At 75.6% G+C, this 22030-nt stretch carries 20 protein-coding genes and 1 pseudogene; 16 read left to right on the top strand and 5 right to left on the bottom strand.

Features of this window, described 5'->3' with window-relative positions; translation table 11 throughout:
• Positions 1-50: 50 nt before the first annotated feature.
• From AB0O29_RS12530 to AB0O29_RS12520, 3 genes are all read left to right on the top strand, one after another.
• Entirely contained in the window at positions 51-680 is a 630-nt protein-coding gene (locus AB0O29_RS12530) for a hypothetical protein (RefSeq protein ID WP_365150259.1), read from the top strand.
• A gap of 266 nt (positions 681-946) precedes the next feature.
• The gene (locus tag AB0O29_RS12525; protein ID WP_365150256.1) at positions 947-3136 is read left to right on the top strand and encodes a SpoIIE family protein phosphatase; all 2190 of its coding nucleotides are present in this window, start codon (positions 947-949) and stop codon (positions 3134-3136) included.
• Between the two features lie 9 nt (positions 3137-3145).
• Positions 3146-4012 (top strand): FAD binding domain-containing protein, encoded by an 867-nt coding sequence (locus AB0O29_RS12520; RefSeq protein WP_365150253.1) that lies wholly within the window; start codon positions 3146-3148, stop codon positions 4010-4012.
• A gap of 10 nt (positions 4013-4022) precedes the next feature.
• Here the strand turns inward: AB0O29_RS12520 and AB0O29_RS12515 are convergent, their stop codons facing one another.
• Positions 4023-5729: an AMP-binding protein gene (locus AB0O29_RS12515; RefSeq protein ID WP_365150250.1), complete on the bottom strand. Its 1707-nt coding sequence runs from the start codon at positions 5727-5729 to the stop codon at positions 4023-4025.
• A 95-nt stretch (positions 5730-5824) separates the two neighbouring features.
• Between AB0O29_RS12515 and AB0O29_RS12510 the strand changes: the two genes are divergently transcribed.
• The 4 genes from AB0O29_RS12510 to AB0O29_RS12495 all read left to right on the top strand — a co-directional run bounded on the left by AB0O29_RS12510 (position 5825) and on the right by AB0O29_RS12495 (position 9673).
• Positions 5825-6451 carry an alpha-ketoglutarate-dependent dioxygenase AlkB gene (locus tag AB0O29_RS12510; RefSeq protein WP_365150247.1) on the top strand — a complete coding sequence of 209 codons (627 nt, stop codon included), beginning with the start codon at positions 5825-5827 and terminating at the stop codon, positions 6449-6451.
• A gap of 4 nt (positions 6452-6455) precedes the next feature.
• A complete protein-coding gene (locus AB0O29_RS12505) occupies positions 6456-7412 on the top strand; it encodes a hypothetical protein (protein WP_365150244.1) in 957 nt (318 codons plus the stop codon).
• A 110-nt stretch (positions 7413-7522) separates the two neighbouring features.
• Positions 7523-8740: an RNA ligase gene (locus tag AB0O29_RS12500; RefSeq protein ID WP_365150241.1), complete on the top strand. Its 1218-nt coding sequence runs from the start codon at positions 7523-7525 to the stop codon at positions 8738-8740.
• Between the two features lie 3 nt (positions 8741-8743).
• On the top strand, positions 8744-9673 hold the full coding sequence (locus tag AB0O29_RS12495) for an AAA family ATPase (RefSeq protein ID WP_365150238.1): 930 nt from the start codon (positions 8744-8746) through the stop codon (positions 9671-9673).
• Positions 9674-9755: 82 nt separating this feature from the next.
• Here AB0O29_RS12495 and AB0O29_RS12490 read toward each other — a convergent pair whose 3' ends face one another.
• Entirely contained in the window at positions 9756-10259 is a 504-nt protein-coding gene (locus AB0O29_RS12490) for a hypothetical protein (protein ID WP_365150235.1), read from the bottom strand.
• Positions 10260-10486: 227 nt separating this feature from the next.
• Here AB0O29_RS12490 and AB0O29_RS12485 point away from each other — a divergent pair, with 227 nt between their 5' ends.
• Both AB0O29_RS12485 and AB0O29_RS12480 read left to right on the top strand, forming a co-directional pair.
• Positions 10487-10861, top strand: a complete 375-nt coding sequence (locus tag AB0O29_RS12485; RefSeq protein ID WP_365150232.1) for a YbjQ family protein — start codon at positions 10487-10489, stop codon at positions 10859-10861.
• A 151-nt stretch (positions 10862-11012) separates the two neighbouring features.
• Positions 11013-14459: an endo-alpha-N-acetylgalactosaminidase family protein gene (locus tag AB0O29_RS12480; protein ID WP_365150229.1), complete on the top strand. Its 3447-nt coding sequence runs from the start codon at positions 11013-11015 to the stop codon at positions 14457-14459.
• A gap of 14 nt (positions 14460-14473) precedes the next feature.
• Here the strand turns inward: AB0O29_RS12480 and AB0O29_RS12475 are convergent, their stop codons facing one another.
• Positions 14474-15073, bottom strand: coding sequence for a short chain dehydrogenase (locus tag AB0O29_RS12475; protein WP_365150226.1), 600 nt, complete (start codon positions 15071-15073; stop codon positions 14474-14476).
• A gap of 111 nt (positions 15074-15184) precedes the next feature.
• On the opposite strand from AB0O29_RS12475, the gene AB0O29_RS12470 reads away from it, so the two are divergent.
• Positions 15185-16051, top strand: coding sequence for a LysR substrate-binding domain-containing protein (locus AB0O29_RS12470; protein ID WP_365150223.1), 867 nt, complete (start codon positions 15185-15187; stop codon positions 16049-16051).
• 141 nt (positions 16052-16192) lie between these two features.
• Positions 16193-16828 (top strand): class I SAM-dependent methyltransferase, encoded by a 636-nt coding sequence (locus AB0O29_RS12465; protein WP_365150220.1) that lies wholly within the window; start codon positions 16193-16195, stop codon positions 16826-16828.
• 36 nt (positions 16829-16864) lie between these two features.
• Here AB0O29_RS12465 and AB0O29_RS12460 read toward each other — a convergent pair.
• Positions 16865-17659 (bottom strand): annotated as a pseudogene (locus AB0O29_RS12460) (AraC family transcriptional regulator); the annotation flags it as partial.
• Positions 17660-17910: 251 nt separating this feature from the next.
• Between AB0O29_RS12460 and AB0O29_RS12455 the strand changes: the two are divergent.
• The 3 genes from AB0O29_RS12455 to AB0O29_RS12445 are packed head-to-tail and all read left to right on the top strand — an operon-like array spanning position 17911 to position 19567.
• Positions 17911-18390: an LAETG motif-containing sortase-dependent surface protein gene (locus AB0O29_RS12455; RefSeq protein WP_365150217.1), complete on the top strand. Its 480-nt coding sequence runs from the start codon at positions 17911-17913 to the stop codon at positions 18388-18390.
• Between the two features lie 8 nt (positions 18391-18398).
• Positions 18399-19055, top strand: coding sequence for a SigE family RNA polymerase sigma factor (locus tag AB0O29_RS12450; RefSeq protein ID WP_365150214.1), 657 nt, complete (start codon positions 18399-18401; stop codon positions 19053-19055).
• On the top strand, positions 19052-19567 hold the full coding sequence (locus AB0O29_RS12445) for a hypothetical protein (RefSeq protein WP_365150211.1): 516 nt from the start codon (positions 19052-19054) through the stop codon (positions 19565-19567). Before AB0O29_RS12450 ends, AB0O29_RS12445 begins: the two co-directional genes overlap by 4 nt.
• A gap of 58 nt (positions 19568-19625) precedes the next feature.
• On the opposite strand, the gene AB0O29_RS12440 is transcribed toward AB0O29_RS12445, so the two are convergent.
• Positions 19626-20078, bottom strand: coding sequence for a MarR family transcriptional regulator (locus AB0O29_RS12440; RefSeq protein ID WP_365150208.1), 453 nt, complete (start codon positions 20076-20078; stop codon positions 19626-19628).
• Positions 20079-20274: 196 nt separating this feature from the next.
• Between AB0O29_RS12440 and AB0O29_RS12435 the strand changes: the two genes are divergently transcribed.
• Complete coding sequence (locus AB0O29_RS12435; protein WP_365150205.1) at positions 20275-21498, top strand: MFS transporter; 1224 nt, start codon at positions 20275-20277, stop codon at positions 21496-21498.
• A 37-nt stretch (positions 21499-21535) separates the two neighbouring features.
• The gene (locus tag AB0O29_RS12430) at positions 21536-21973 is read left to right on the top strand and encodes a heme-binding protein (protein ID WP_365150202.1); all 438 of its coding nucleotides are present in this window, start codon (positions 21536-21538) and stop codon (positions 21971-21973) included.
• Positions 21974-22030: the final 57 nt, after the last annotated feature.

Genomic DNA, 22030 nt, shown 5'->3' with positions numbered 1-22030 from the left:
CTCTGCGACGAGCCGGGCGCGGTGCCCGGTGGTTTCCGAGGAGTCCCGCCATGTCTGAGTCTTTCCCGCAGCCCGAGCACACCCCCGAGCCGCAGCCCGAGGCCGTGGTCGCCGAGGGCCGGGCCAAGCGCAAGGGCCGGCTGGCCCGGGTGGCCCGCGCCGTGCCCCGGGGCGCCGGCGCGCGCTGGGCGGTGGCCGGGGCGGCCGCCGCGGTGATCGTGGGCGGCGGGGCCGCGGCCGTGGCGGTGGCCGGCCAGCACCACGGCCACCGCGAGGCGATGGGCCAGGACGGCCGCCCGGGCTGGTCCGTGCCCGACCACGAGGGCGGTCACGGCGGCGGCCACGGCGGCGGGCACGGGGGACGCGGCCCCCAGGGCGAGCGTCCCCACCCGAAGGCCCCGCAGGTCCGCGACGGCGCCGCCGGCCTGGACGGGATGCCCGGGAAGCAGGACGGGGCGGCCCCCGTCCCGCTGCCCGCGCTGCCGATCGACCAGGCCGCCCAGAAGGCGGCGGCGGCCGTCCCCGGCGGCAAGGTCGAGGCGCTGCGCGCCGTCCCCCAGCAGGGCGGCGGCAGCTCCTGGCGGGCCGTGGTCCTCGGCCCGGACGGCGTCCGCCACGCGGTGACCATCTCCGGCACGGACGGCACGGCCACCGCGAACACCCCGCTGACGAAGGGCTGACCCCCGGCCGGGGCCGGAAGGGGGCCCGGACCTCAGCCATGGCCCGAGCCTCCGGCCCCGGCCCGGCCTGGTGGCCCGGCCCGCAAGCCACGTCCCCCGGTCGCCGCCCCCCTGGGGGGCACCGCCCCCGGGTACCGCATCCCCCCGGGGCGCCGGCCGCGTCCCCGGGCGCCGGTGTCGGCGGGGGCGCGCAGAATGAAGGGGGCCCTCCCCCCGCCACTCGGGCGGACGGCCACGCGGCGTGCCCCGGGCAGAGGAGGCCACTCGTGCCGTCGGACCAGCCGGGGGGTGCGCGGGCTCCCGGGCCGATCCGGTCCGAGCCCGGGTCGCTGCTGGAGCACGTGCCCGTCGCCGTCCTCGGCCTCGACGCGGCCGGACGGGTCCGGTACTGGGGCCCGGGCGCGCAGGAACTCCTCGGGTACGCGGCCGCCACCGCGCTGGCCCGGCCCGCCGCCGCCCTCTTCCCCGAGCCGCCCGGGGGCCCGCCCCCGGCCGAGCGGCTCGTGGAGCGGGCCCTGGCCCTGGGCTACTGGCGGGGCCGGCTGCCGGTCCGGCACCGCGACGGCACCGTCTTCGACTGCGGGTTCCGCGTCTTCCCCGTCACCGGCGCCGCCGACGCCGCCGAGGGCACCGTGGTCATGGCGCTGGCCAGCCGGGGCGAGGAGCTCGACCGGGTGAAGACCAACCTCGCCTTCCTCGACGCCCTCTTCGAGACCTGCCCCATCGGCCTGGTCATGCTCGACGAGGACCTCCGCTACGTCCACCTCAACCAGGCGCTGGCCGACATGGACGGGATCCCCGTCGCCGGACACCTCGGCCGCGACACCTCCGAGATCATGATCACTGCCGACGGCGGGGAGTTCCGGCGGATGCTGCGCGCCGTCGCCGACGAGGGGCGCCCCCTGGTGGGCGTCCTGGTCGGGATGCGCACGCCCGGCCGCCCCGACGTGGACCAGGTGCGCTCCGTCAGCCTCTTCCCGCTCAGCGGGGCGGCCGGCAGCCGGCCCGGGGTGGGCGGCCTGCTGGTCGACGTCACCGACCGGGAACGGGCCCTGCTGGAGGCCACCGCCGCCCGCCGCCGCCTCGCCCTGCTGGACCGGGCCGGGGCCCGCATCGGCACCACCCTGGACGTGGACACCACCGCCCGCGAGCTCGTCGACGTGGTCATGCCCGAGTTCTGCGACGGCTCCGTCGTGGAGATGGTCGAGTGGATGTACCCCTCCGAGGCCTTCGACCCGGCCCTGCCCCTGTTCACCCGCCGGATCGCCTCCGGCAGCGTGCTGCCGCCGCCCGCCTCCGAACTGCTCGCCGCCCTCGACCGGGTGACCTACCCGCCGGGCTCCGGCATCCACCGGATGCTGCGCACCGGCCGCCCGCTGTCCCTCCGCGTCGACGAGGAGTTCGCGGCCCGGACCGCCGGCCACCGGGACCTCGCCCGCCAGCTCCTCGACTGCGGCGTCGGCTACGTCCTGATCGCCCCGCTCATCGCCCGCGGCCACGTCCAGGGCATCACCGTCTTCGGCCGCTCCGACGCCCGTCCCGCCTTCACGGAGGAGGACCTCGGCCTGGCCGGCGAACTCGCCTCCCGCGCCGCCCTGTGCCTGGACAACGCCCGCCTCTACAGCCGGGTCCAGGACATCTCCCTCACCCTCCAGCGCGCCCTGCTGCCCACCGCCCCGGACGCGACCGAGCACGTGAGCGTCGCCCACCGCTACCTGCCGGGCAGCCGGGCCACCGAGGTCGGCGGCGACTGGTACGACGTGATCGCCCTGCCCGACGGCCGGGTCGCCCTCGTCGTCGGCGACGTCATGGGACACGGGGTGCCCGCCGCCGCCTCCATGGGCAGGCTGCGGATCACCGCCCGCGCGCTGGCCCGCCACCGCCCCGACCCCGAGGGCCTGCTCGCCGAGCTCGACGCCGCCGCCCGGGACGCCGGCATCGAACTGGCCACCTGCCTCTACGTGGTCTACGACCCCCGCACCGGCCGCGCCCGCATCGGCAACGCCGGCCACCCCCCGCCCCTGGTGCGCCACCCCGACGGCGCGGTCGAGACCCTCGGCGACGTCCTCGGGGTCCCGCTGGGGGTCGGCGGCGTCCCCTTTCGCTCCGCCGGGGCCGCGCTCCCCGACGGGGCCGTCCTGGCCCTGTACACCGACGGCCTCGTCGAGTCGCGCGGCCGGGACATCGACGCGGGCCTCGACGCCCTGCGCGCCGAACTGGCCCGCGCCGCCGGACCGCTGGAAGGGGAGGCCGACCGCATCCTGGCGGCCCTGCTGCCCGACGGGGCGACCGACGACACCGTCCTCGTCCTCGCCCGCCTCCGCCACGCCCGGGCCGAGGACGGGAACGCACCCGACGGCGCGGACGCACCCGACGACGGGAACCCACCCGACGGCGCGGACGCACCCGACGGCCGCGAGCCGCCCGGCGGCGACCCGGCCCCGCACGAGGATTGAGAGCCGCTCATGGAATTCCTTCGCCCCGCGAGCTGGGAGGAGGCCCTCGCCGCCAAGGCGGAGCACCCGTCCGCCCTGCCCATCGCCGGGGGCACCGACGTGATGGTCGAGATCAACTTCGACCACCGCAGGCCCGAATACCTCCTGGACCTCAACCGGATCGGCCTGCTCCGGGAATGGCGGACCGAGGGGGACGTGGTCCGCCTGGGCGCCTCCGTGCCCTACACGCAGATCATGGAGCAGCTGCGCGCGCCCCTGCCCGGCCTCGCGCTCGCCTCCCACACCGTCGCCTCACCGCAGATCCGCAACCGGGGCAGCGTCGGCGGCAACCTGGGCTGCGCCTCGCCCGCCGGGGACTCCCACCCGGCGCTGCTCGCCGCCGGGGCCGAGGTGGAGGCGGAGTCCGTACGGGGCGCCCGGCTGATCCCGATCGACTCCTTCTACACGGGCGTCAAACGCAACGCGCTCGCCCCCGACGAGCTGATCAAGACCATCCGCGTCCCCGTGGCCGACGGCCCCCAGCAGTTCTCCAAGGTCGGCACCCGCAACGCGATGGTCATCGCCGTGTGCGCCTTCGGCCTCGCCCTGCACCCGCGCACCCGCTCGGTCCGCACCGGCATCGGCTCGGCCGCCCCCACCCCCGTCCGGGCGCGGGCCGCCGAGGAGTTCCTGGAGGCGGCCCTGGAGGAGGAGGGCCTCTGGGACTCCCGTGCGGAGCTCGCCCCCTCGCTCGCCGAACGGTTCGGCGAGCTCGCCGCGGCCTCCTGCAACCCCATCGACGACGTCCGCGGCACCGCCCGCTACCGCCGTCACGCGGTCGGCGTCATGGCCCGCCGCCAGCTCCTGTGGACCTGGGAGGAGTACCGCACCCCGTAGGGCCGGCCCCTCAGACCCCTTCCCGGGCCCCCTCCAGCAGGCGGGCCGCCATGGCCCGCATCTCGACCTTGCGGATCTTGCCCGTGACGGTCATGGGGAACTCGTCCACCACGTGCACGTAGCGCGGGATCTTGAAGTGGGCGAGCCGTCCCTCGCAGTACGCGCGCACGGAGTCGGCGGTCAGCGGCTCGGCGCCCTCGCGCATCCGCACCCAGGCCATCAGCTCCTCCCCGTACTTGGCGTCGGGCACCCCGATGACCTGCACGTCCAGGACGTCCGGGTGGGCGTGGAGGAACTCCTCGATCTCGCGCGGATAGAGGTTCTCGCCGCCCCGGATCACCATGTCCTTGATCCGGCCGGTGATGCTCAGGTAGCCGTCCGCGTCCATGACCGCCAGGTCGCCGGTGTGCATCCAGCCCTCCCGGTCCACCACCTCGGCGGTCTTGTCCGGTTCGCCCCAGTAGCCGATCATCACCGAGTAGCCCCGGGTGCACAGCTCGCCCGGGGTGCCGCGCGGGACGGTCCGGCCGGATCTCGGGTCGACCACCTTGACCTCCAGGTGCGGGCCCACCCGGCCGACGGTGGAGACCCGGCGCTCCACGGAGTCGTCCGCGCGGGTCTGCGTGGACACCGGGGAGGTCTCCGTCATGCCGTAGCAGATGGACACCTCGGTCATCCCCATCCGCTCGATGACCTCGTTCATCACCTCCACCGGGCACGGCGAGCCCGCCATGATCCCCGTCCGCAGGCTGGAGAGGTCGTACCCGTCGAACCCGGGCGCCGCCAGCTCGGCGATGAACATCGTGGGCACCCCGTACAGGGAGGTGCACGCCTCCGCCTCGACCGCCGCCAGGGTGGCCGCCGGGTCGAAGGCCGGGGCCGGGATCACCATCGCGGCGCCGTGGCTCGTACAGGCCAGGGCCCCCATGACCATGCCGAAGCAGTGGTAGAAGGGCACCGGTACGCACACCCGGTCCGCCTCGGTGTAGCCGCACAGCTCCCCGACGAAGTAGCCGTTGTTGAGGATGTTGCGGTGGGAGAGGGTGGCGCCCTTGGGGAAGCCCGTGGTCCCCGAGGTGTACTGGATGTTGATCGGGTCGTCCGGGTGCAGGGCGGCCCCCGCCCGCGCCAGGACCGCCGGATCCGCCCGCCGGCCGCGCTCCAGCAGCGAGTCCCACCGCGACCCGTCGAACAGGACCGTGAACTCCAGGTCGGGGCAGCGCGGCCGGACCTCCTCGACCATCCCGGCGTAGTCGGAGCTGCGGAAGCTCCGGGCCGAGACCAGCAGCCGGATCCCGGACCGGTTCAGCACGTACTCCAGCTCGTGCGAGCGGTAGGCCGGGTTGACCGTGACCAGGATGGCCCCGATCTTCGCCGTGGCGTACTGCACGAGCGTCCACTCGGCCCGGTTGGGCGCCCAGATGCCGACCCGGTCCCCCTGCTCGATCCCGAGGTCCAGCAGCCCGAGGGCGAGGGCGTCCACGTCGGCGGCCAGCTCCCGGTAGGTCCACCGGCGGCCGGCGGCCACGTCGACGAGGGCGTCGCGGTCGGGGAAGGCCCGCACGGTGCGGTCGAGGTTGTCCCCGATGGTCTCCTCCAGGAGCGCGACCTCCACGCTCCCGGACGCACAACTCGACGCGACGGACACACGTACCTCCTGGACGGGGAGCCGGGGCGGCGGCGGACGCGCCCGGCCCGCGGCCCGGCGCCCGCTCATGATCGCCTCCCCGGGCCCGTCCCGCCAGAGCCCCCGAGGAGGGTTTCGCACGCATTTAATCGAGCAGGTGTTCGGATCGGGAGTAGGCTGGAACCATGCACGCACTCCAGGGCTCCCTCTTCGACCAGACGGACGAGATCCGGCTCGGCCCCCTCTCGCCGCTGGAGCGCACCGAGCTCGGGGCCGGCGCCTGGACCGACCGGCTGCCCGGCTGGCTGACCGGCGCCGACGCCCTGTTCGAACACCTCGCCGCCGAGGTGCCCTGGCGCGCCGAGCGGCGGCGGATGTACGAGCGGGCGGTCGACGTACCCCGCCTGCTCGCCTTCTACGGGGACGGCGACCCCCTCCCGCACCCCGTCCTCACCGAGGCCCGCGAGGCCCTCGGCCGGCACTACGCCCCCGAACTCGGCGAACCCTTCGTCACCGCCGGGCTCTGCCTCTACCGCGACGGCCGCGACAGCGTCGCCTGGCACGGCGACCGCACCGGCCGCTCCGCCACCGAGGACACCCTCGTCGCGATCCTCTCCGTCGGAGACCCCCGCGACCTCGTCCTGCGCCCCCGCGACGGCGGCCCCACCCTGCTGCGCCTCCCGCTCGGCCACGGAGACCTCGTGGTGATGGGCGGCTCCTGCCAGCGCACCATGGAGCACGCGGTCCCCAAGACGGCGCGCGCCGTCGGCCCCCGCATCAGCGTCCAGTTCCGCACCCGCGGCGTAATGTGAGCCCATGCGCAGCCGCAGCCGCCTGCGGGACCGGTGGGCCGCACTCCCGCCCGCCGCGGGCGGCGCCGTCATGGCCGCCGGGATCCTCTCCGTCGGCCTCGAACTGACCGGCCGCCACCTGCTCTCCCTGGCCGCACTGGCCGTCTCCGCCCTGCTCTGGCTGCTGCTCGCCGCCGACTTCACCGTCCGGCTCGCCGTCGACCGCGGCCGCTTCCGGGCCGAGGCCGACACCCCGGCCGCCCTCACCGCCGTCGCCGCCACCACCGTGCTCGGCGCCCGCCTCTCCCAGCTCGGCCGCCAGGACGCGGCCGCCGCCCTGCTGGTCCTCGCCGCCCTGATCTGGCCCGGGCTGCTGCTGGCCGTCGTCCGGCACTGGCGCCGGCGCATGCCCGGGGTGGTCTTCCTCGGCTGCGTCGCCACCCAGGGCCTCGCCGTCCTGGCCGCCGCCCTGGCCACCGTCCACCGCCTCGACTGGCTCGCCCGCGCCGCGCTCGCCTGCTTCTGCCTCGGGATCCTGCTCTACGCCCTCGCCCTGCGGCGCTTCGACTTCCACGAGGTGCTCCGCGGGGCGGGCGACCACTGGGTCGCGGGCGGCTCCCTGGCCATCACCGCCCTCGCCGCGGCCCGGCTCGCCACCTCGCCGGCGGGGGCCGGCGGCCCGGCGCACACGGCCCTGCGCGCCGCCGCCCTGACCGCGCTCGCCCTCTCCCTCGTCTGGTACGCCGTCCTGCTCGCCGCCGAGGTCCGCAGCCCCCGCCCGCGCTACGACGTCCGCCGCTGGTCCACCGTCTTCCCCCTCGGCATGACCGCCACCGCCTGCCTCACCGCCGCCCCGGTGACGGGCGTGGCCGCGCTCCGCCCGCTGGGCGGGGTGCTGCTGTGGATCGCGGTCGGTGCCTGGGCCCTCACCACCGTCGCCCTCCTGCGCTCGCGCCACCCCGCCCGGCCGCGCCCGCGCTGAGCGCGCCGGGCGTGTCACAGCCCCGCTACAGGCCGGTGACCAGTCGTAATTGAGTACCGGGCCGCCCCTCCCACCGGTGAGAATGAGCCGACTCGAACCGGGAGGAACCCATGAGCCAGGACCGCCTGACTCTCCATGACCTGCTGCCCGCCCAGGCACTGGCGGAGGCCGTCGACGCCGGATACGTGACCCGCAAGCGGCACCCCGAACTGCCGCTGTCCATCTACACGTACACGCGCACCGCGCAGTACGAGCGGGTCTGGAACCAGGTCACCACGCGCTGCCGCGGCCTCGTCGCCGACGACGTCACGGGAGCCGTCGTCGCGCTGCCGCTGCCGAAGTTCTTCAACGTCGGAGAACACGAGTCCGGCCAGCCCTACGCCACGGCCCTGCCCGACGAACCGTTCGAGGTGTACGACAAGGTCGACGGCAGCCTCGCCGTCGTCTTCCACTACGCGGACCGCTGGCAGGTCGCCTCCAAGGGCTCCTTCATCAGCACCCAGGCCACCTGGGCGCAGCGCCGCCTCGACGCGGGCGACACTGCGGCCCTGGTGCCCGGCACCACCTACCTCGCGGAGATCCTGTACCCGCAGAACCGGATCGTCGTCGACTACGGCGACCGCCGCGACCTCGTCCTGCTCGCCGCGTTCGACCGGGCCGGCGCCGAGGTGCCGCTCGCCGAGGCCGCCGCCCACTGGGCGGGCATCGGCTCCGTCGTGAAGGTGTGGCCCGCCATGCCGCTGCCCGAACTCCTCGCGCTCGCCGAGTCCAACACCCTGCCCGGCGGGGACTCCGCCACCGGCATGGACGCCGAGGGCTTCGTCCTGCGGTTCGCCTCCGGCGTCCGCGCCAAGGCCAAGCTCTCCGAGTACGTACGCCTGCACAAGCTGCTCACCGGCGTCACCGAGCGGGACGTGTGGCGCAGCCACGGCGTCCAGCGCTTCGCCGGTACCTCCGCCAAGATCCTGGCCCAGGGCCTCGGCCTCTCGCTCGCCGAGCTCGGCGGCGTCCGCTCCCGGGGCGGCCGTCCGCTGGACGCGCTGCTGGAGCAGGTGCCCGACGAGTTCGACCACTGGGTGCGCGAGGTGATCGCGGGCCTGGAGGAGGAGTTCGCGCGCCGGGAGCGGGCCATCGACGAGGCGTACAAGGAGTTCGAGCACCTGGCGGACGACCGGGGCGCCTTCGCCCGCGCCGTCCGGCAGCATCCCGACGGCCGGATCCGCGCCGCCATGTTCATGCGGCTGGACGGCCGCACCACCGAGCTCGTCAGCTGGCGGGCCGTACGGCCCGAGACGGCCGATCCCTTCACCACCGACGAGGAGAACTGAACCGTGTCCGAAGAGCCCGAACTCCCCGTGGTCCACGTCATGACGGGGTTGCCGGCCTCGGGCAAGACCACCGCGGCGCGCGCCCTCCAGGCCGAGGCCGGCGGCCGGATGCGCCGGGTCAACCTCGACGACCTGCGGGCCATGCTCGACGTGCCCGACCCCGAGCGGGGCCGCTCGTACAAGCACGAGCAGACCGTGCTCGCCGTACAGGACGCGGCGGTCGCGGCGGCCGTCGCGGACGGCTTCGACGTGGTCGTCGACAACACCCACCTGACCTCGCACATCCCCAAGCGGCTCAAGGCGGCGGTGGCCGGCCGCGCCACCTTCGCCGTGCACGACTTCACCGGCGTGTCCGTGGAGGAGTGCCTGCGCCGCGACGCCGCGCGGGAGCGGCCGGTCGGGGAGGAGATCATCCGGATCCTGGCCGACAAGCACGCCAAGGCCCGCAAGGGCGGCTGGCGGCTGACCGCCGAATGGCTCAACGACCAGCCGCCGGTGCGGCCGTACACCGCCGACCCGGACCTGCCGGCCGCCGTGCTGTGCGATATCGACGGGACGCTCGCCCTCACCGGGGACCGCGGCCCGTACGACTTCTCGCGCTGCGAGGCCGACCTGCTGAACGAGCCGGTGCGGCACGCCCTGGAGGCCTTCCGCAGCGCGGGGGACCGGCTCGTGCTGCTGTCCGGGCGCGGGGAGGAGCACCGGCCGCAGACCGAGTCCTGGCTGCGGGCGCACGAAGTGCCGTACGACGAGCTGTGGATGCGGGCGGCGGGGGACACGCGCCGCGACGACGTCGTCAAGGCCGAGCTGTTCGACGCGCACGTGCGCGAGCGCTTCGCGGTCCGCGTCTCGCTCGACGACCGGGACCGGGTGGTCGCGGTCTGGCGCCGGATGGGCCTGCCCACCTGGCAGGTCAACTACGGGGACTTCTGATCCCCGGACCACGGCCCGCCGCCGCGCACGCCGGTACGGGAGCGGCGGGCGCGGCGGCGGGGACGGTCGCGGCGGGAGCGGGTCAGTCGCGGCACCAGCGGACGCGGTCGAGGTCCTTGACGTAGCGGGCCGAGACCCAGTCGTGGTCGTACCCGTCGCGGGCCACGGCCTCGCGGGCCTTCTTGCGGCCCTCGCCGTCGGTGCCGTCCGCCCAGTCGTCGCGGTCGTCGTCACCGGGGTCGATGAGGTACCAGATGTCGTTCCCGGCCACGTTCTCGCCGCGCGTCTTGCACTTCAGGGCGAGGGTCTCGCCCGGGTACACCTTGTACTGGAGGTGCGAGTGGGTGGTCGGCTTGCTGCGCACGCTCAGCGGGCCGCGCGAGACGACCTTGCCCAGGGAGTAGCGGTGCTTGTGGTAGTCGTCGTAGGAGGTGTCGTCGCCGTCCCTCCCGTCGCCGGGGGCGTGGTACCGGGCTCCGCCGTGGGCCGCCGCGCCCTGGTCCGCGAAGGCGGCGCCCCCGCCGACCAGGCCGAGCGCCAGGCTTCCGGCGGCCAGGGCGAGGATGGTCCTGGTGGGCTTGGGCATGAGCGGCTCCTCTGGAAAGACTCCCGCCCGGCCGCGCTGCGCGGCGGGACGCGGCGGCCCGGCGGCCGCCAGGGACGACTATGACGAGACGGGCCTCGCGGGCTCCCGGCGACGCGCCGCCGTTTAGCCCGATATGCCCAACCCGTTCCGGTGGACCGCGCCCGGCGCCCCACGGGGGCGAGGCCCAGCGGATGCGGGCGGCCGCGCCCGCGCCCACAGTGGGGCGCATGGGTATCGAAGACTACGGAGGCGGCCCCGGCGCCCGGGAGACCGGTGTCCTGGTCGTCACGACCAACGACGTCCCCGGCTACCGGGTGGAGCAGGTGATCGGCGAGGTGTTCGGGCTGACCGTGCGCTCCCGGCACCTGGGCAGCCAGATCGGCGCCGGCCTGAAGTCCATGATCGGCGGCGAGCTGAAGGGGCTCACCAAGACGCTCGTGGAGACCCGCAACCAGGCCATGGACCGGCTCATCGACCAGGCGAAGGCGCGCGGGGCCAACGCGGTGCTGATGATGCGCTTCGACGTCACGGAGGCGGCCGACGTCGGGACGGAGGTGTGCGCGTACGGCACGGCCGTCGTGCTGGTGCCCGCCGGGGGCTGATCGGTAAGTCCAGGACGCGGCGTCGCTTTGTCCATGGGCCCGGGCGCCCGGGGTCCGCAAGCTGGCAGGCCAGTGAGCGGACCGCGGGGCTCCGGAGGGAGTCGCGCGGCCTCGCCGTCCGTGCAGGCAAGCGCCGACTCCCGGAGGCCCGATGCGCACCCCCCTCCGGCCGGCCGCGGTCGCGGTCGCCGGTCTCGTCGCCACCCTCTTCCCGTCCGTCCCGGTCGCGGCGGCCCCGGCCGCCGCCGCGCCCGTGACGATCACCTCGCCCGAGCTGTCCGTCAGCGTGGACCCGGCCTTCCCGCGCGTCGTCGACTACACCCGGCGCGCGACCGGGGACGTGCTCCACGGCAACGAGGACCCGCTGAGCACCGTCCTCGTGAACGGGACCGCGTACACCCCCGCCGTCACCTCCGTCCCCTCCGCCTCCGGCGTGGACTACGCGATGTCCTTCTCCGGGGTGACCGTCCGGTCCCGGATCTCGGTGGCCGGCCCGGTCGTGGAGTTCCGGGTCACCGCCGTCGAGGACACCCCCGCCCTGCGGGTGCGCAGCTTCGAGATCCCGGAGCACACCCTCGTCAGCGTCCGCAGCGACCAGCCCGGCGCGGCCCTGGCCACCGCCACCATGCACACCGCCACCACCGGCACCGGCGACGCCTTCACCCCCGTCACCGCCTCCACCCCGGTGGACCCCGCCGCCAGGACCGTGATGTACGGGCTCCTCAGCACCGGCCGGCTGGCGGCCGCCATCGACTCCAACTCCCTCTACGACACCCCCTCCGGCGGCACCGCCCGGGAGAACGGCCGGATCGGCGAACGGGTGACCGACCACGGCTCCTACCGCCGGGCCGGCCTGTGGAGCGGGGCCTGGCTCTACCGGGCCCAGGGCGCCGCCGACACCGACACCGAGCCGCTGCCCTACGTCCGCGTCGCGATCACCGCCGACCGCAACGGCGACTCCGTGGTCGACTGGCAGGACGCCGCCGTCGCCTACCGGGACATCTGGACCCCGCCCGCCGGCTGGCAGGACACCGCCCGCCGGGTGGTCCAGCGCATCCCGTTCAACTTCGCCTCCCAGGCCACCCACCCCTTCGCCCAGACCCTCGACGAGACCAAGCGGGTCAGCCTCGCCACCGACGGCCTCGGCCAGTTCGTCCTGCTCAAGGGCTACGCCTCCGAGGGCCACGACTCGGCGCACATGGACTACAAGGACATCGGCGCCAAACTCGGCGGCGCCGAGGGCCTCAACGCCCTCACCACCGCCGGCCACGCCTACAACGCCGACTTCGGCGTGCACGTCAACGCCACCGAGGAGTACCCCGTCTCCGCCACCTTCGACCCCGCCCACCAGAGCGGCGGCCTCGGCTGGGACTGGCTCGACCAGTCGTACCGCGTCGACACCCGCAAGGACGGCCAGTCGGGGGAGCGGCTGAAGCGCCTCGCGGACCTCAAGGCCGCCGCGCCCGGACTCGACTTCCTCTACGTCGACGTCTGGTACGGCGACGGCTACGTCTCCCGCAGGCTCCAGCGCGAGATCTCCGGCCTCGGCCTCCAGCTCGCCACCGAGTTCCCCAACACCCTCACCGAACAGTCCCTCTGGCACCACTGGGCCGCCGACGTCGACTACGGGGGCAGCGACCTCAAGGGAGTGAACTCCACCATCGCCCGGTTCATCGCCAACCACGCCAAGGACGACTGGATCGCCCGCGACCCGCTGCTCGGCGGCGCCGAACTGGCCGCCTACGAGGGCTGGCAGGGCAAGAAGGACTACCCGGCCTTCCTGAACACCACCTTCGGCGTGGACCTGCCGACCAAGTACCTCCAGGAGTCCCCGATCGTGAAGTGGACCGCCGACACGGTCACCCTCGCGAACGGCACCTCCGTCACCACCGCCGGGGGCACCCGCCGCATCACCACCGCCGGGCGCACCGTCCTCGACGGTTCCGCCTACCTGCTCCCGCGGGACGGCAGGCTCTACCACTGGAACGCGGCCGGCGGCCCCACCACCTGGACCCTGCCCGCCGGCTGGCGGACCCCCACCCTGTACCGGCTCACCGACACCGGCCGGCAGCCCGTCGGACCCCTCACCCCCGGCGCGGACGGCCGGGTCACCATCGACGCCGCCGCCCGCACCGCGTACGTGGTCACCGACGGCGCCGCCCCCGCGCAGCCCGACCCGCGCTGGGGCGAGGGGACCCCCGTCAAGGACCCCTCCTTCAACGCGGGCGACCTCGCGGCCTGGAACCCCACCGGGACCGGCGCCGCCGTCACCCGGAACGCCCTGGGGCAGAACGAGCTCACCTTCGGCCCGCAGGCCGCCCCGGCCGTCTCCCAGCGGCTCACCGGCCTGAGCCCCGGCACCTACGCGGCCTCCGTCTGGGTCACCACCCCCGCCGGCCGGGCCGCCACCCTCGCCGTCACCCCGGCCGGCGCCACCACCGCCGAGTCCGTGTACGCCGACTCCTCCCCCCTGGTCAACGACCTGGGCGGCAGCGAGAAGAACGGCACCACCATGCAGCGGATGAAGGTGCTCTTCGACGTACCCGACGGGCAGTCCACGGCCCTCCTCACGCTGTCCGCCGCCGCCGGACCCGGCACCGTCCGGCTGGACGACGTCCGCGTGGTGCGCTCCGCCCGCACCCCGTTGGGCGGGCACACCTACGCGGAGGACTTCGAGAACGTGGACGCCGGCTGGGGCCCCTTCGTCTTCGGCGGCGCCGGCGGATCGGCCACCGACCCCCGCACCCACATCGCCCAGCGCAACGCCCCCTACACCCAGGCCGGCTGGAACGGGAAGCTCGTCGACGACGTGATCGGCGGACGGAACTCCCTCAAATCGCACGAGGAACGCCCCGGACTGGTCTACCGCACCCTCCCGCAGACCCTGCGGTTCACCCCCGGCCACGCCTACCGGGTCGGCTTCCGCTACGAGAACGGCTTCGCCGGGGACTACCGGTTCGTCACCGGAGCGGGCACCGCCGAGACCGCCACCGCCCTCGGCCAGGCCCGCACCGCCACCGCCTTCACCCAGACCTTCACCGCGGGCGCCGACGCCTGGATCGGGGTGCGCAAGGTCAGCGCGGAAGGCTCCCACGACGAGGCCGACCTCGTCCTCGACGACCTCACCGTCGACGACCTCGGACCGGCCGGCCCCGGCGAACTCCTCGTCCCGCAGAACAAGATGAGGGTCAGCGCCGTCGACAGCCAGGAGACGGCCGGCGAGAACGGGAGCGCCGCCAACGTCCTCGACGGCAAGGCCGCGACCCTCTGGCACACCCAGTGGTACGCCGCCACCGCGCCCATGCCGCACGAGATCACCCTCGACCTCGGCGCCTCCTACCGGGTGTCCGCCCTCCACGTACTGCCCCGCCCGGCGCAGAGCAACGGGCGCATCGCCGACTACGAGGTCTACACCTCCGCCGACGGGACCACCTGGGGCCCGGCCGCCGCCACCGGGACCTGGGCGGACGGCGCCGCGCAGCAGGACGCCGCCTTCACCCCGCGGGCCGCCCGCTACGTCAGGCTGAGGGCCACCCGGGAGGTGAACGGCAACCCCTGGACCTCGGTCGCGGAGCTCAACGTCGGCTACCGGCCCTGACCGGACGGGCCCGGTCAGTGGACCCGGTAGACCTGGCCCGTCTGCGCCCCCTCCACCGAGCGCACGTAGGCCGTCGCCGCACGGGCCGCGGAGACGGCCTCCATCCCGGCGAAGAAGGGGCCGTAGGCGGGCAGGGACTCCTCCAGCACCGTCGGGCTCACCGCGTTGATCCGCTGCGGCGGCAGCTCGACCGCCGCCGCCCGCACGAAGGCCTCGACCGCTCCGTTCGCCGCCGAGGCGGCCGCGCCGGCCACGATCGGCTGCTCCGTGAGGATGCCGCTGACCAGCGTGAACGAACCGGTCGGGGCCAGGTGCGCGGCGCCCTGGCGGACCAGCTCGATCTGGCTCAGCGCCTTGCCCCGCAGCGTCGCCGCGAAGTCGTCGGCCGCCAGCTGTCCCAGCGGGCGGAACACGGCCTCCCCGGCCGCGACCGCCACCGCGTCCAGCGGGCCCGCCTGCGCGTACAGGCGGGCCACCTGCTCCGGGTCCGTGACGTCCGCCACCAGGTCACCGCCCGAGCGGCCCACCCCGACCACCTCGTGCCCGCGCGCCGCCAGCGCCCCGCGCACCGCGGTGCCCAGCGTGCCGCCCGCGCCGACCAGCAGAATCCTCATCACGACCTCCGGAGAACCTGCCCGGCGGAACCTCCGCCGGGCACCTCCGACCGTAGGGACCGCGCCGCCCGTCCGGAAATGCCGTCTGGGCAGCGACTATGCTCCCCAGGCATGGATGATGTGGAACTGCGGCACCTCAGGGCGCTGGACGCCGTCGCCGAGGCCGGGACGATCACCGCCGCGGCGGCCCGCCTGCACATGACCCAGCCCGCCCTCTCCCGGACCCTGGCCCAGCTGGAGGCCCGCGTCGGCGTCCGGCTCGTGGACCGCTCCTCCCGGCACCTGGCCCTCACCGGGGCGGGCACCACCCTGCTCGGGCACGGCCGGGCCATCCTCTCCCACCTGGACGCCGCCCTCGCCGACACCCGCGAGGTGTCGCGCCCGCTGCGCCTCGGCTACACCTGCGCCGTGCTCGGGCAGCAGACCGTACCGCTGCTGCGCACCTGGCGCCGCACCCAGCCCGGCACCCCGCTCGACGTGGTCCGGCGGGACAACGCCACCGCCGGACTCGCCACCGGGGACGCCGACGTCGCCGTCCTGCGCACCCTCCTCGACGACCCCCGCATCCGCAGCGAGGCCCTCTACACCGAGGGCCGCGTCGCCGCCCTGCCCGACGACCACCCGCTGGCCGGCCGGGACCGGATCCTGCTGGCGGAACTCACCGCCGCCCCCGCGCTGCCGCTGGCCGTCTGGCTCGAGGCGGGCACCGCCTCGCCGGAGCTGTGGCCGCCCGCGGAGCGCCCCGCCCGGACGGTGGAGGTCGGCAACGTCGACGAGTGGCTCAACCTGATCGCCACCGGCGGCGCCTTCGGCCTCGCGGCCGCCGGCACCGCCGAGAGCCACGGCCACCCCGGCGTCCGCTTCCTCCCCGTCTCCGACGCCCCGCCCGCCACCGTCTACGTGTCCTACCCGCACCACCCCACGCACCCCGGAACGGACGCGTTCCTGGCGGCGGTCCGGGAGGCGGCCTCCGGCTGACGCCCTTTCGGCGGTTCCGGGCACGGGCGGCCCGCGCGGCGGGCATCCTGCGCCTGGGGCCCGTCCGGCCATGCCCGCCCGGGCCCCAGGACCCCGTACCCGGCAACGGTGCGGGCACGACGAGGAGAGGCAGGCCGCACGATGACCGGTCGCAGGACCGCCGCAGAGGTGTTCGACGCGCTCGCGGGGCGCTACGAGGAGGCGTTCGGCACCATCCCGGCCCAGCGGCAGGCCCTGGAGTGGCTCATGGGACGGCTGCCCCGGGGCGCCCGCGTCCTCGACGTCGGCAGCGGCACCGGCCGCCCCACCGCCGAGACCCTGGCCCGCGCGGGCTGCGCCGTCACCGGCATCGACGTCTCCGCCGAGATGGTCGCCCTCGCCCGCACCCGGGTCCCCGGAGCCCGCTTCGAGCAGGCCGACGTCCGCACCTACACCCCGCCCGGCCCCGAGGGCTTCGACGCCGTCTGCGCCTTCTTCCCGCTGCTGATGATGGACCAGGCGGAGATCGCCGGCTCACTGGAGCGGATGGCCTCCTGGACGGCGCCCGGCGGCCACCTCCTCGTCGCCACCGTCCCCGGGGACATCGACGCCCTCGACATCGAGTTCATGGGCCATCCCGTCACCGTCAGCAGCCTCTCCGCCGAGCAGTACCTGCACCGGATCCGGGCCGCCGGGCTGGAGGTCCTGCACCAGGAGACCGTCCCGTTCCGGCCCGCCGGAGGGCTCGCCGACCCGGAGGAGCACTTCTTCTGCTACGCCCGCCGGCCCATGCCCTGAGGCCCCGCCGCCCCACCCCGCCGGGGCCCGCACCGACTGCTGCTCCCGGAACCGCACCGGGGCCATGCCCACCCGGCGGCTGAAGAGCCGGCTGAAGTAGGCCGGGTCCTCGTACCCCACCCGGCGGGCTATCCCCGAGACCGGCAGGTCGGTCCGGGCCAGCAGCTCCTTGGCCCGGCTCAGCCGGATCCCGAGCAGGTACTCCTTGACGCCCCCGCCGGTGCTGCGCCGCACCGCCCCGCGCAGCTCCGGCAGCGGGATGCCGAGCCGGGCCGCGTGCTCGGCCACCGGGATCGGCAGCAGCGCGTCCCGGGCCAGCGCGTCCACCACCGCGTCCCCGTGCCGCGACACCTCCGCCCGCGCGTAGCGCAGCGCCACCAGCAGGGCGTGCACCTGCGCGGCGGCCTCCACCTCCAGCAGCGGCCCGCCGCGCCGGGCGGCCCGCACGATCCCGTCCACCACGTGCTGCACCCCGGTGGTCCCGCTCAGCGGCACCACCGGACGGTCCGGGGTGAGGTAGCCGAGGTCGGTGTACGCGCCGACGGCGGCGCCCGTGAAGTCGACGAAGCACTCGTCCCAGCCGCCGCCCTCCGGATCGGGGCCGTAGTGGTGCTCCACCCCCGGCACCAGCCACAGCAGGGCGGGCGCCGCCACCGCCTGCGGCGGACGCCCGGCCCCGGCGAACCAGCCGCGGCCCCGCGTGACCACGACCGCCACGTGATGGCCGAGGACCCGGGGCCCGACCACCGGCAGCGCCCCCTGCTGCACGCCCACGCCCAGGCAGACCAGGCCGAGCCGGCGGTGGACCGGGGCGGGGGAGAAGTACCGCATCCAGCTGCTGTACGGGGGCCGTTGGCCCGTGGCAGGGCTCGGGGGAGTGCACGGCGGCGTCGGCATCTGCGGATTGTGATCCACGACGGCGGCCCCATCAAGGGGCCCTCACCCGGCGACGGCCGTCGCCGGCCCCGCCGAGGGGCGCGGAAAGTTTTTTCGGGAACGGCGGCAACCGATCGCGGACTCGCACGTCGTGCGGGGGTGAAGGGCGAAGTTCCGAGCCCTCGAACCGACCGTGGAGATGCACCGTGAAGAACCTGAAGCGCGTACCCCAGTCCGCCCGCCGGGCGGCCGTCGTCGCTGCCGCCGCCGGGGCGGCCGTCGCCCTCGTCGGACCGGCCTTCGCCGCGCAGGCGCCTTCCGCCACTCCGGCGCAGCCCTCCGCCTCGGCCGCGCCGCACCCGGTTCCCTCGCAGCCCGGCGGCACCGCCCGGCCCAGCGCGGTCCCGACCCACCCGGGCGGCGGGCAGCCCTCGGCCGTGCCCTCCCTGCCGCCGGGTGCCAAGCCCAGCCCGTCGGTGAGCATGCCCGGCACCGCGCGGCCCTCCGCCGTCCCGTCCGCGGCCCCGTCCGCCGTCCCGTCCGGGGCGCCCGGCTCCGGCGAGGGATCCGAGCTCGCGCATACTGGCTCCTCGGCGACCACCGTCGCCCTCGGCGCCGGAGCGGCCGGGCTGGTCGCCGTGGGCGCGGGAGCCCTCTACACCGTGCGGCGCCGCGCCGGCAACTGAGGACACCCGTGCTCGCACTCGCACCGACCACCGGCCCCGCCGCGCCCGTTTCCCCCCGGGCGTGGCGGGGCTTGTGGTGGTGGCTCACCCGCCGCGAAACCCCCGCCCCGCCGGCCGGCCCCGGCGCGCACCCGCACCCGTACACCTACGGGGCGTCCGGCCCCGCCGCCGGCGACCCCGTGCCGACCGTCAGCCAGCTGTACCACGCCCACCGGCTGTCCATGGTCCGCCTCGCGGTGCTCCTCGTCGACGACCTGGGCACCGCCGAGGACGTGGTCCAGGACGCCTTCACCGCCCTCTACCGCCGGTACGGGGAGCGGATCACGGAGGTGGACAACGCGCTGGGCTACCTGCGCACCTCCGTCGTGAACACCGCGCGCTCCGTGCTGCGCCGCCGCCGCACGGCCCGCGCGTGGATCCCGCCGGTCACGGCCGACGTACCCTCCGCGGAGGCGTCCGTCGTCCTGGACGAGGCGCACCGCGAGGTCCTGGCGGCGCTGGGCCGGCTGACCCCGCGCCGCCGCCAGGTGCTGGTGCTGCGGTACTGGGCCGACCTCAGCGAGGCGGAGATCGCCGAGACCCTGGGCATCAGCCGGGGCTCGGTGAAGTCGAACGCCAGCCGCGCCCTGGACGCGCTGGAACGGATCCTGGAGGGAAGGGTATGAGCGGCGAACGTCCCGTGGAGGGCCGGCTGCGGCGGGCCATGGAGGCCAGGGCCGCGGAGGTCACCGTGGTCGTGCTGCGCCCGGCCGACCCGCCGGGTCCGCACCTGAAGGCCGGCCGGGTCCGGCTGCGCCGTCCGGTGTGGGCCCTCGCGGGCCTGTCCGGTCTCGCGGCGGCGGCCCTGGCCGGCTACCTGCTGCTGGGCCCCGACGAGGTCCCGGTCCGCCCGGTGCCGCCCGCCGCGCCGCCGGAGCTCACCCCGCTGCCGAGCCCGAGCCCGAGCACGCCGCCCGGCGCGACGCCCTCGGCGGTCCCCTCGGCGCCGCCGTCGCAGAGCCCGTCCCCCCGCGTCACCCCCACCCCGACGGCGCCCGGCTCCTCGGCGCGTCCGCCGCGTACGTCGTCGGCGCCCCCGCCCTCGCACGGCCCGGTCCAGGGCTCGCCCGTCCCGTCCTCCGGCCCGGCCGGCGGCCTCCCGCCGGCAACGGCGACCCCCTCGGCAGCGCGGGGCTAGGGACCGGAAACGCGTGGGCCCCCGGCCGGAAGGCCGGGGGCCCACGCGTGTCGGCGGGCTATCCGCGCAGGTTCTCGACCGCCGAGACCAGCGGGGCCAGTTCCGGGCGGGCGGCCGCCTCGTCCAGGGCCTCGCGCAGGGCGGCCGCGTTGGTGGGGCGGGCCAGGGACAGCAGGTCGAGGCCCGCCTGGCTGACGTCGGTGTAGATGCCGCGCCGGTCGGTGTCGCAGAGGTAGCGGTTCAGCAGCCCCCGGTCCTCCAGCCGGCTGACCAGGCGGGTCGTCGCGCTCTGGCTGAGCACCACCGATTCCGCCACCTGGTGCATCCGCAGGTGCCCGCCCGGCCCGTCGTGCTGGCGGCTGAGCACGTCCAGCAGGGAGTACTCGCGCACGCTCAGTCCGTGCCCGGCCTGGAGGGCCCGCTCCAGGTGCGCCTCGATGCGGCCGTGGAGGAGGGAGAGGGCGCACCAGCCCTGGGCGAGGGGGGTCGGGGCGCTGTCCGTGGCCGTCATGGGCTCCTCCGTCGTCAGGGCGTACGCCCGGGGCGTGCGCGTGCGCGTACCACTCAGGATAGGGCACGCATGCAATAGCCCGCGCTTGCAAATATCAGGCGTCTGCAATTAATGTGGACGACTGTAAACGGCTGGCGCAATCTTCCGGCCGCTTCGCGCGCACCGACCTCCCCCCACCCTGAAGGGCCGCACGCTCATGCCTCTCGCGCTCCTCGCCCTGGCCATAGGGGCCTTCGGGATCGGCACCACCGAGTTCGTGATCATGGGCCTGCTGCCCGAGGTCGCCGCCGGATACGGCGTCTCGATCCCGACCGCAGGCCTCCTGGTCACCGGCTACGCCCTCGGCGTCGTCCTCGGCGCCCCCGTGATGACCGTCCTCGGCACCCGCGTCCCCCGCAAGCGGATGCTGATGGTGCTCATGGGCCTGTTCGTCGTCGGCAACGTGGTCTCCGCGCTCGCCCCGGCCTTCGGGGTGATGCTGGCCGGCCGCGTCGTCGCCTCCCTCGCCCACGGCGCCTTCTTCGGGATCGGCGCGGTCGTCGCCGCCGGACTCGTGGCGCCCGAGCGCAAGGCCGGCGCCATCGCGATGATGTTCACCGGCCTGACCGTCGCCAACGTGGTCGGCGTCCCGCTCGGCACCCTCGTCGGCCAGCACCTCGGCTGGCGCGTCACCTTCCTGATCGTGGCCGCGCTCGGCGTGGTCGGCCTGCTCGGCATCGCCCGCCTGGTCCCCGACCTGCCCCGCCCCGAGGGCGTACGGATCCGCCACGAACTGGCCGCCTTCCGCAACGTCCAGGTACTGCTCGCCATGGCCATGACCGTCCTCGGCTTCGGCGGCGTGTTCGCGGCGATCACCTACATCAGCCCCATGCTCACGAACGTCGCCGGGTTCGCCGACACCTCCGTGACCTGGCTGCTCGTCCTCTTCGGCCTCGGCATGGTCGCCGGCAACCTGGTCGGGGGCCGCTTCGCCGACCGGGCGCTGATGCCGATGCTGTACGTGTCGCTCGGCGCGCTCGCCCTGGTCCTGGCCGCCTTCACCCTCACCGCCCACAGCAAGGCGGGCGCCGCCGTCACCGTCGTCCTCATCGGGGCCCTCGGCTTCGCGACCGTGCCGCCGCTGCAGAAGCGGGTCCTCGACCAGGCCTCGGGCGCCCCCACCCTGGCCTCCGCCGTCAACATCGGCGCCTTCAACCTGGGCAACGCCCTCGCCGCCTGGCTCGGCGGCCTGGTCATCAGCGCCGGCCTCGGCTGGACCGCCCCGAACTGGGTCGGCGCCGCCCTCGCCGCCTCCGCGCTGCTCCTCGCCCTGGTCTCCGGAGCCCTGGAGCGCCGCACGGGCCGCCGCGCGGCGGGCGGCGGCCGGGTCGTCGCCGCCGCCCCGGCCGCGGCCCCCGCCCCCACCCCCGTCCACCACTGATCCGCCCACCCGCCCCCCACCGCCACAGGAGCACCCCATGTCCCGCACCACCACCCGCACCGCCGTCTCCCCGCTGACCACCGAGGACGCCGAACTGCTCGTCACCGCCGCCCGCCGCGCCGCCGAGGCGGCCGGGGCCACCGTCAGCGTCACCGTCCTCGACGCGGGCGGCCACCTCCTGGCCTTCCGCCGCGACGACCGGGCCGTCCTGATCTCCGGCGAGACCAGCACCCGCAAGGCGTACACCGCCCTCCAGCTGAACGCCCCCACCGCGGCCCTCACCGAGGCCGTCCTGCCCGGCGGCCCCTTCCACTCCCTGCCCACCGCCCTCGACCGGCCGCTGCTCTTCATCGCGGGCGGCCTCCCCGTCCACCGCGACGGCCACCTCATCGGCGCGGTCGGCATCGGCGGCGGCGCCCCCGAGCAGGACCACGGGTTCGGCGAGGCCGCCCTGGAGGCCCTCGCCGCGGCCTGATCCCGCCCGGCCCGGGGCGCCCCCTTCCGCCCCGGGTCGCGCGCACCGGTCCCCCGT

Source organism: Streptomyces sp. NPDC089915 (assembly GCF_040684675.1).
Classification (GTDB): Bacteria; Actinomycetota; Actinomycetes; order Streptomycetales; family Streptomycetaceae; genus Streptomyces.
This window is presented reverse-complemented; position numbering and strand designations above follow the sequence as displayed.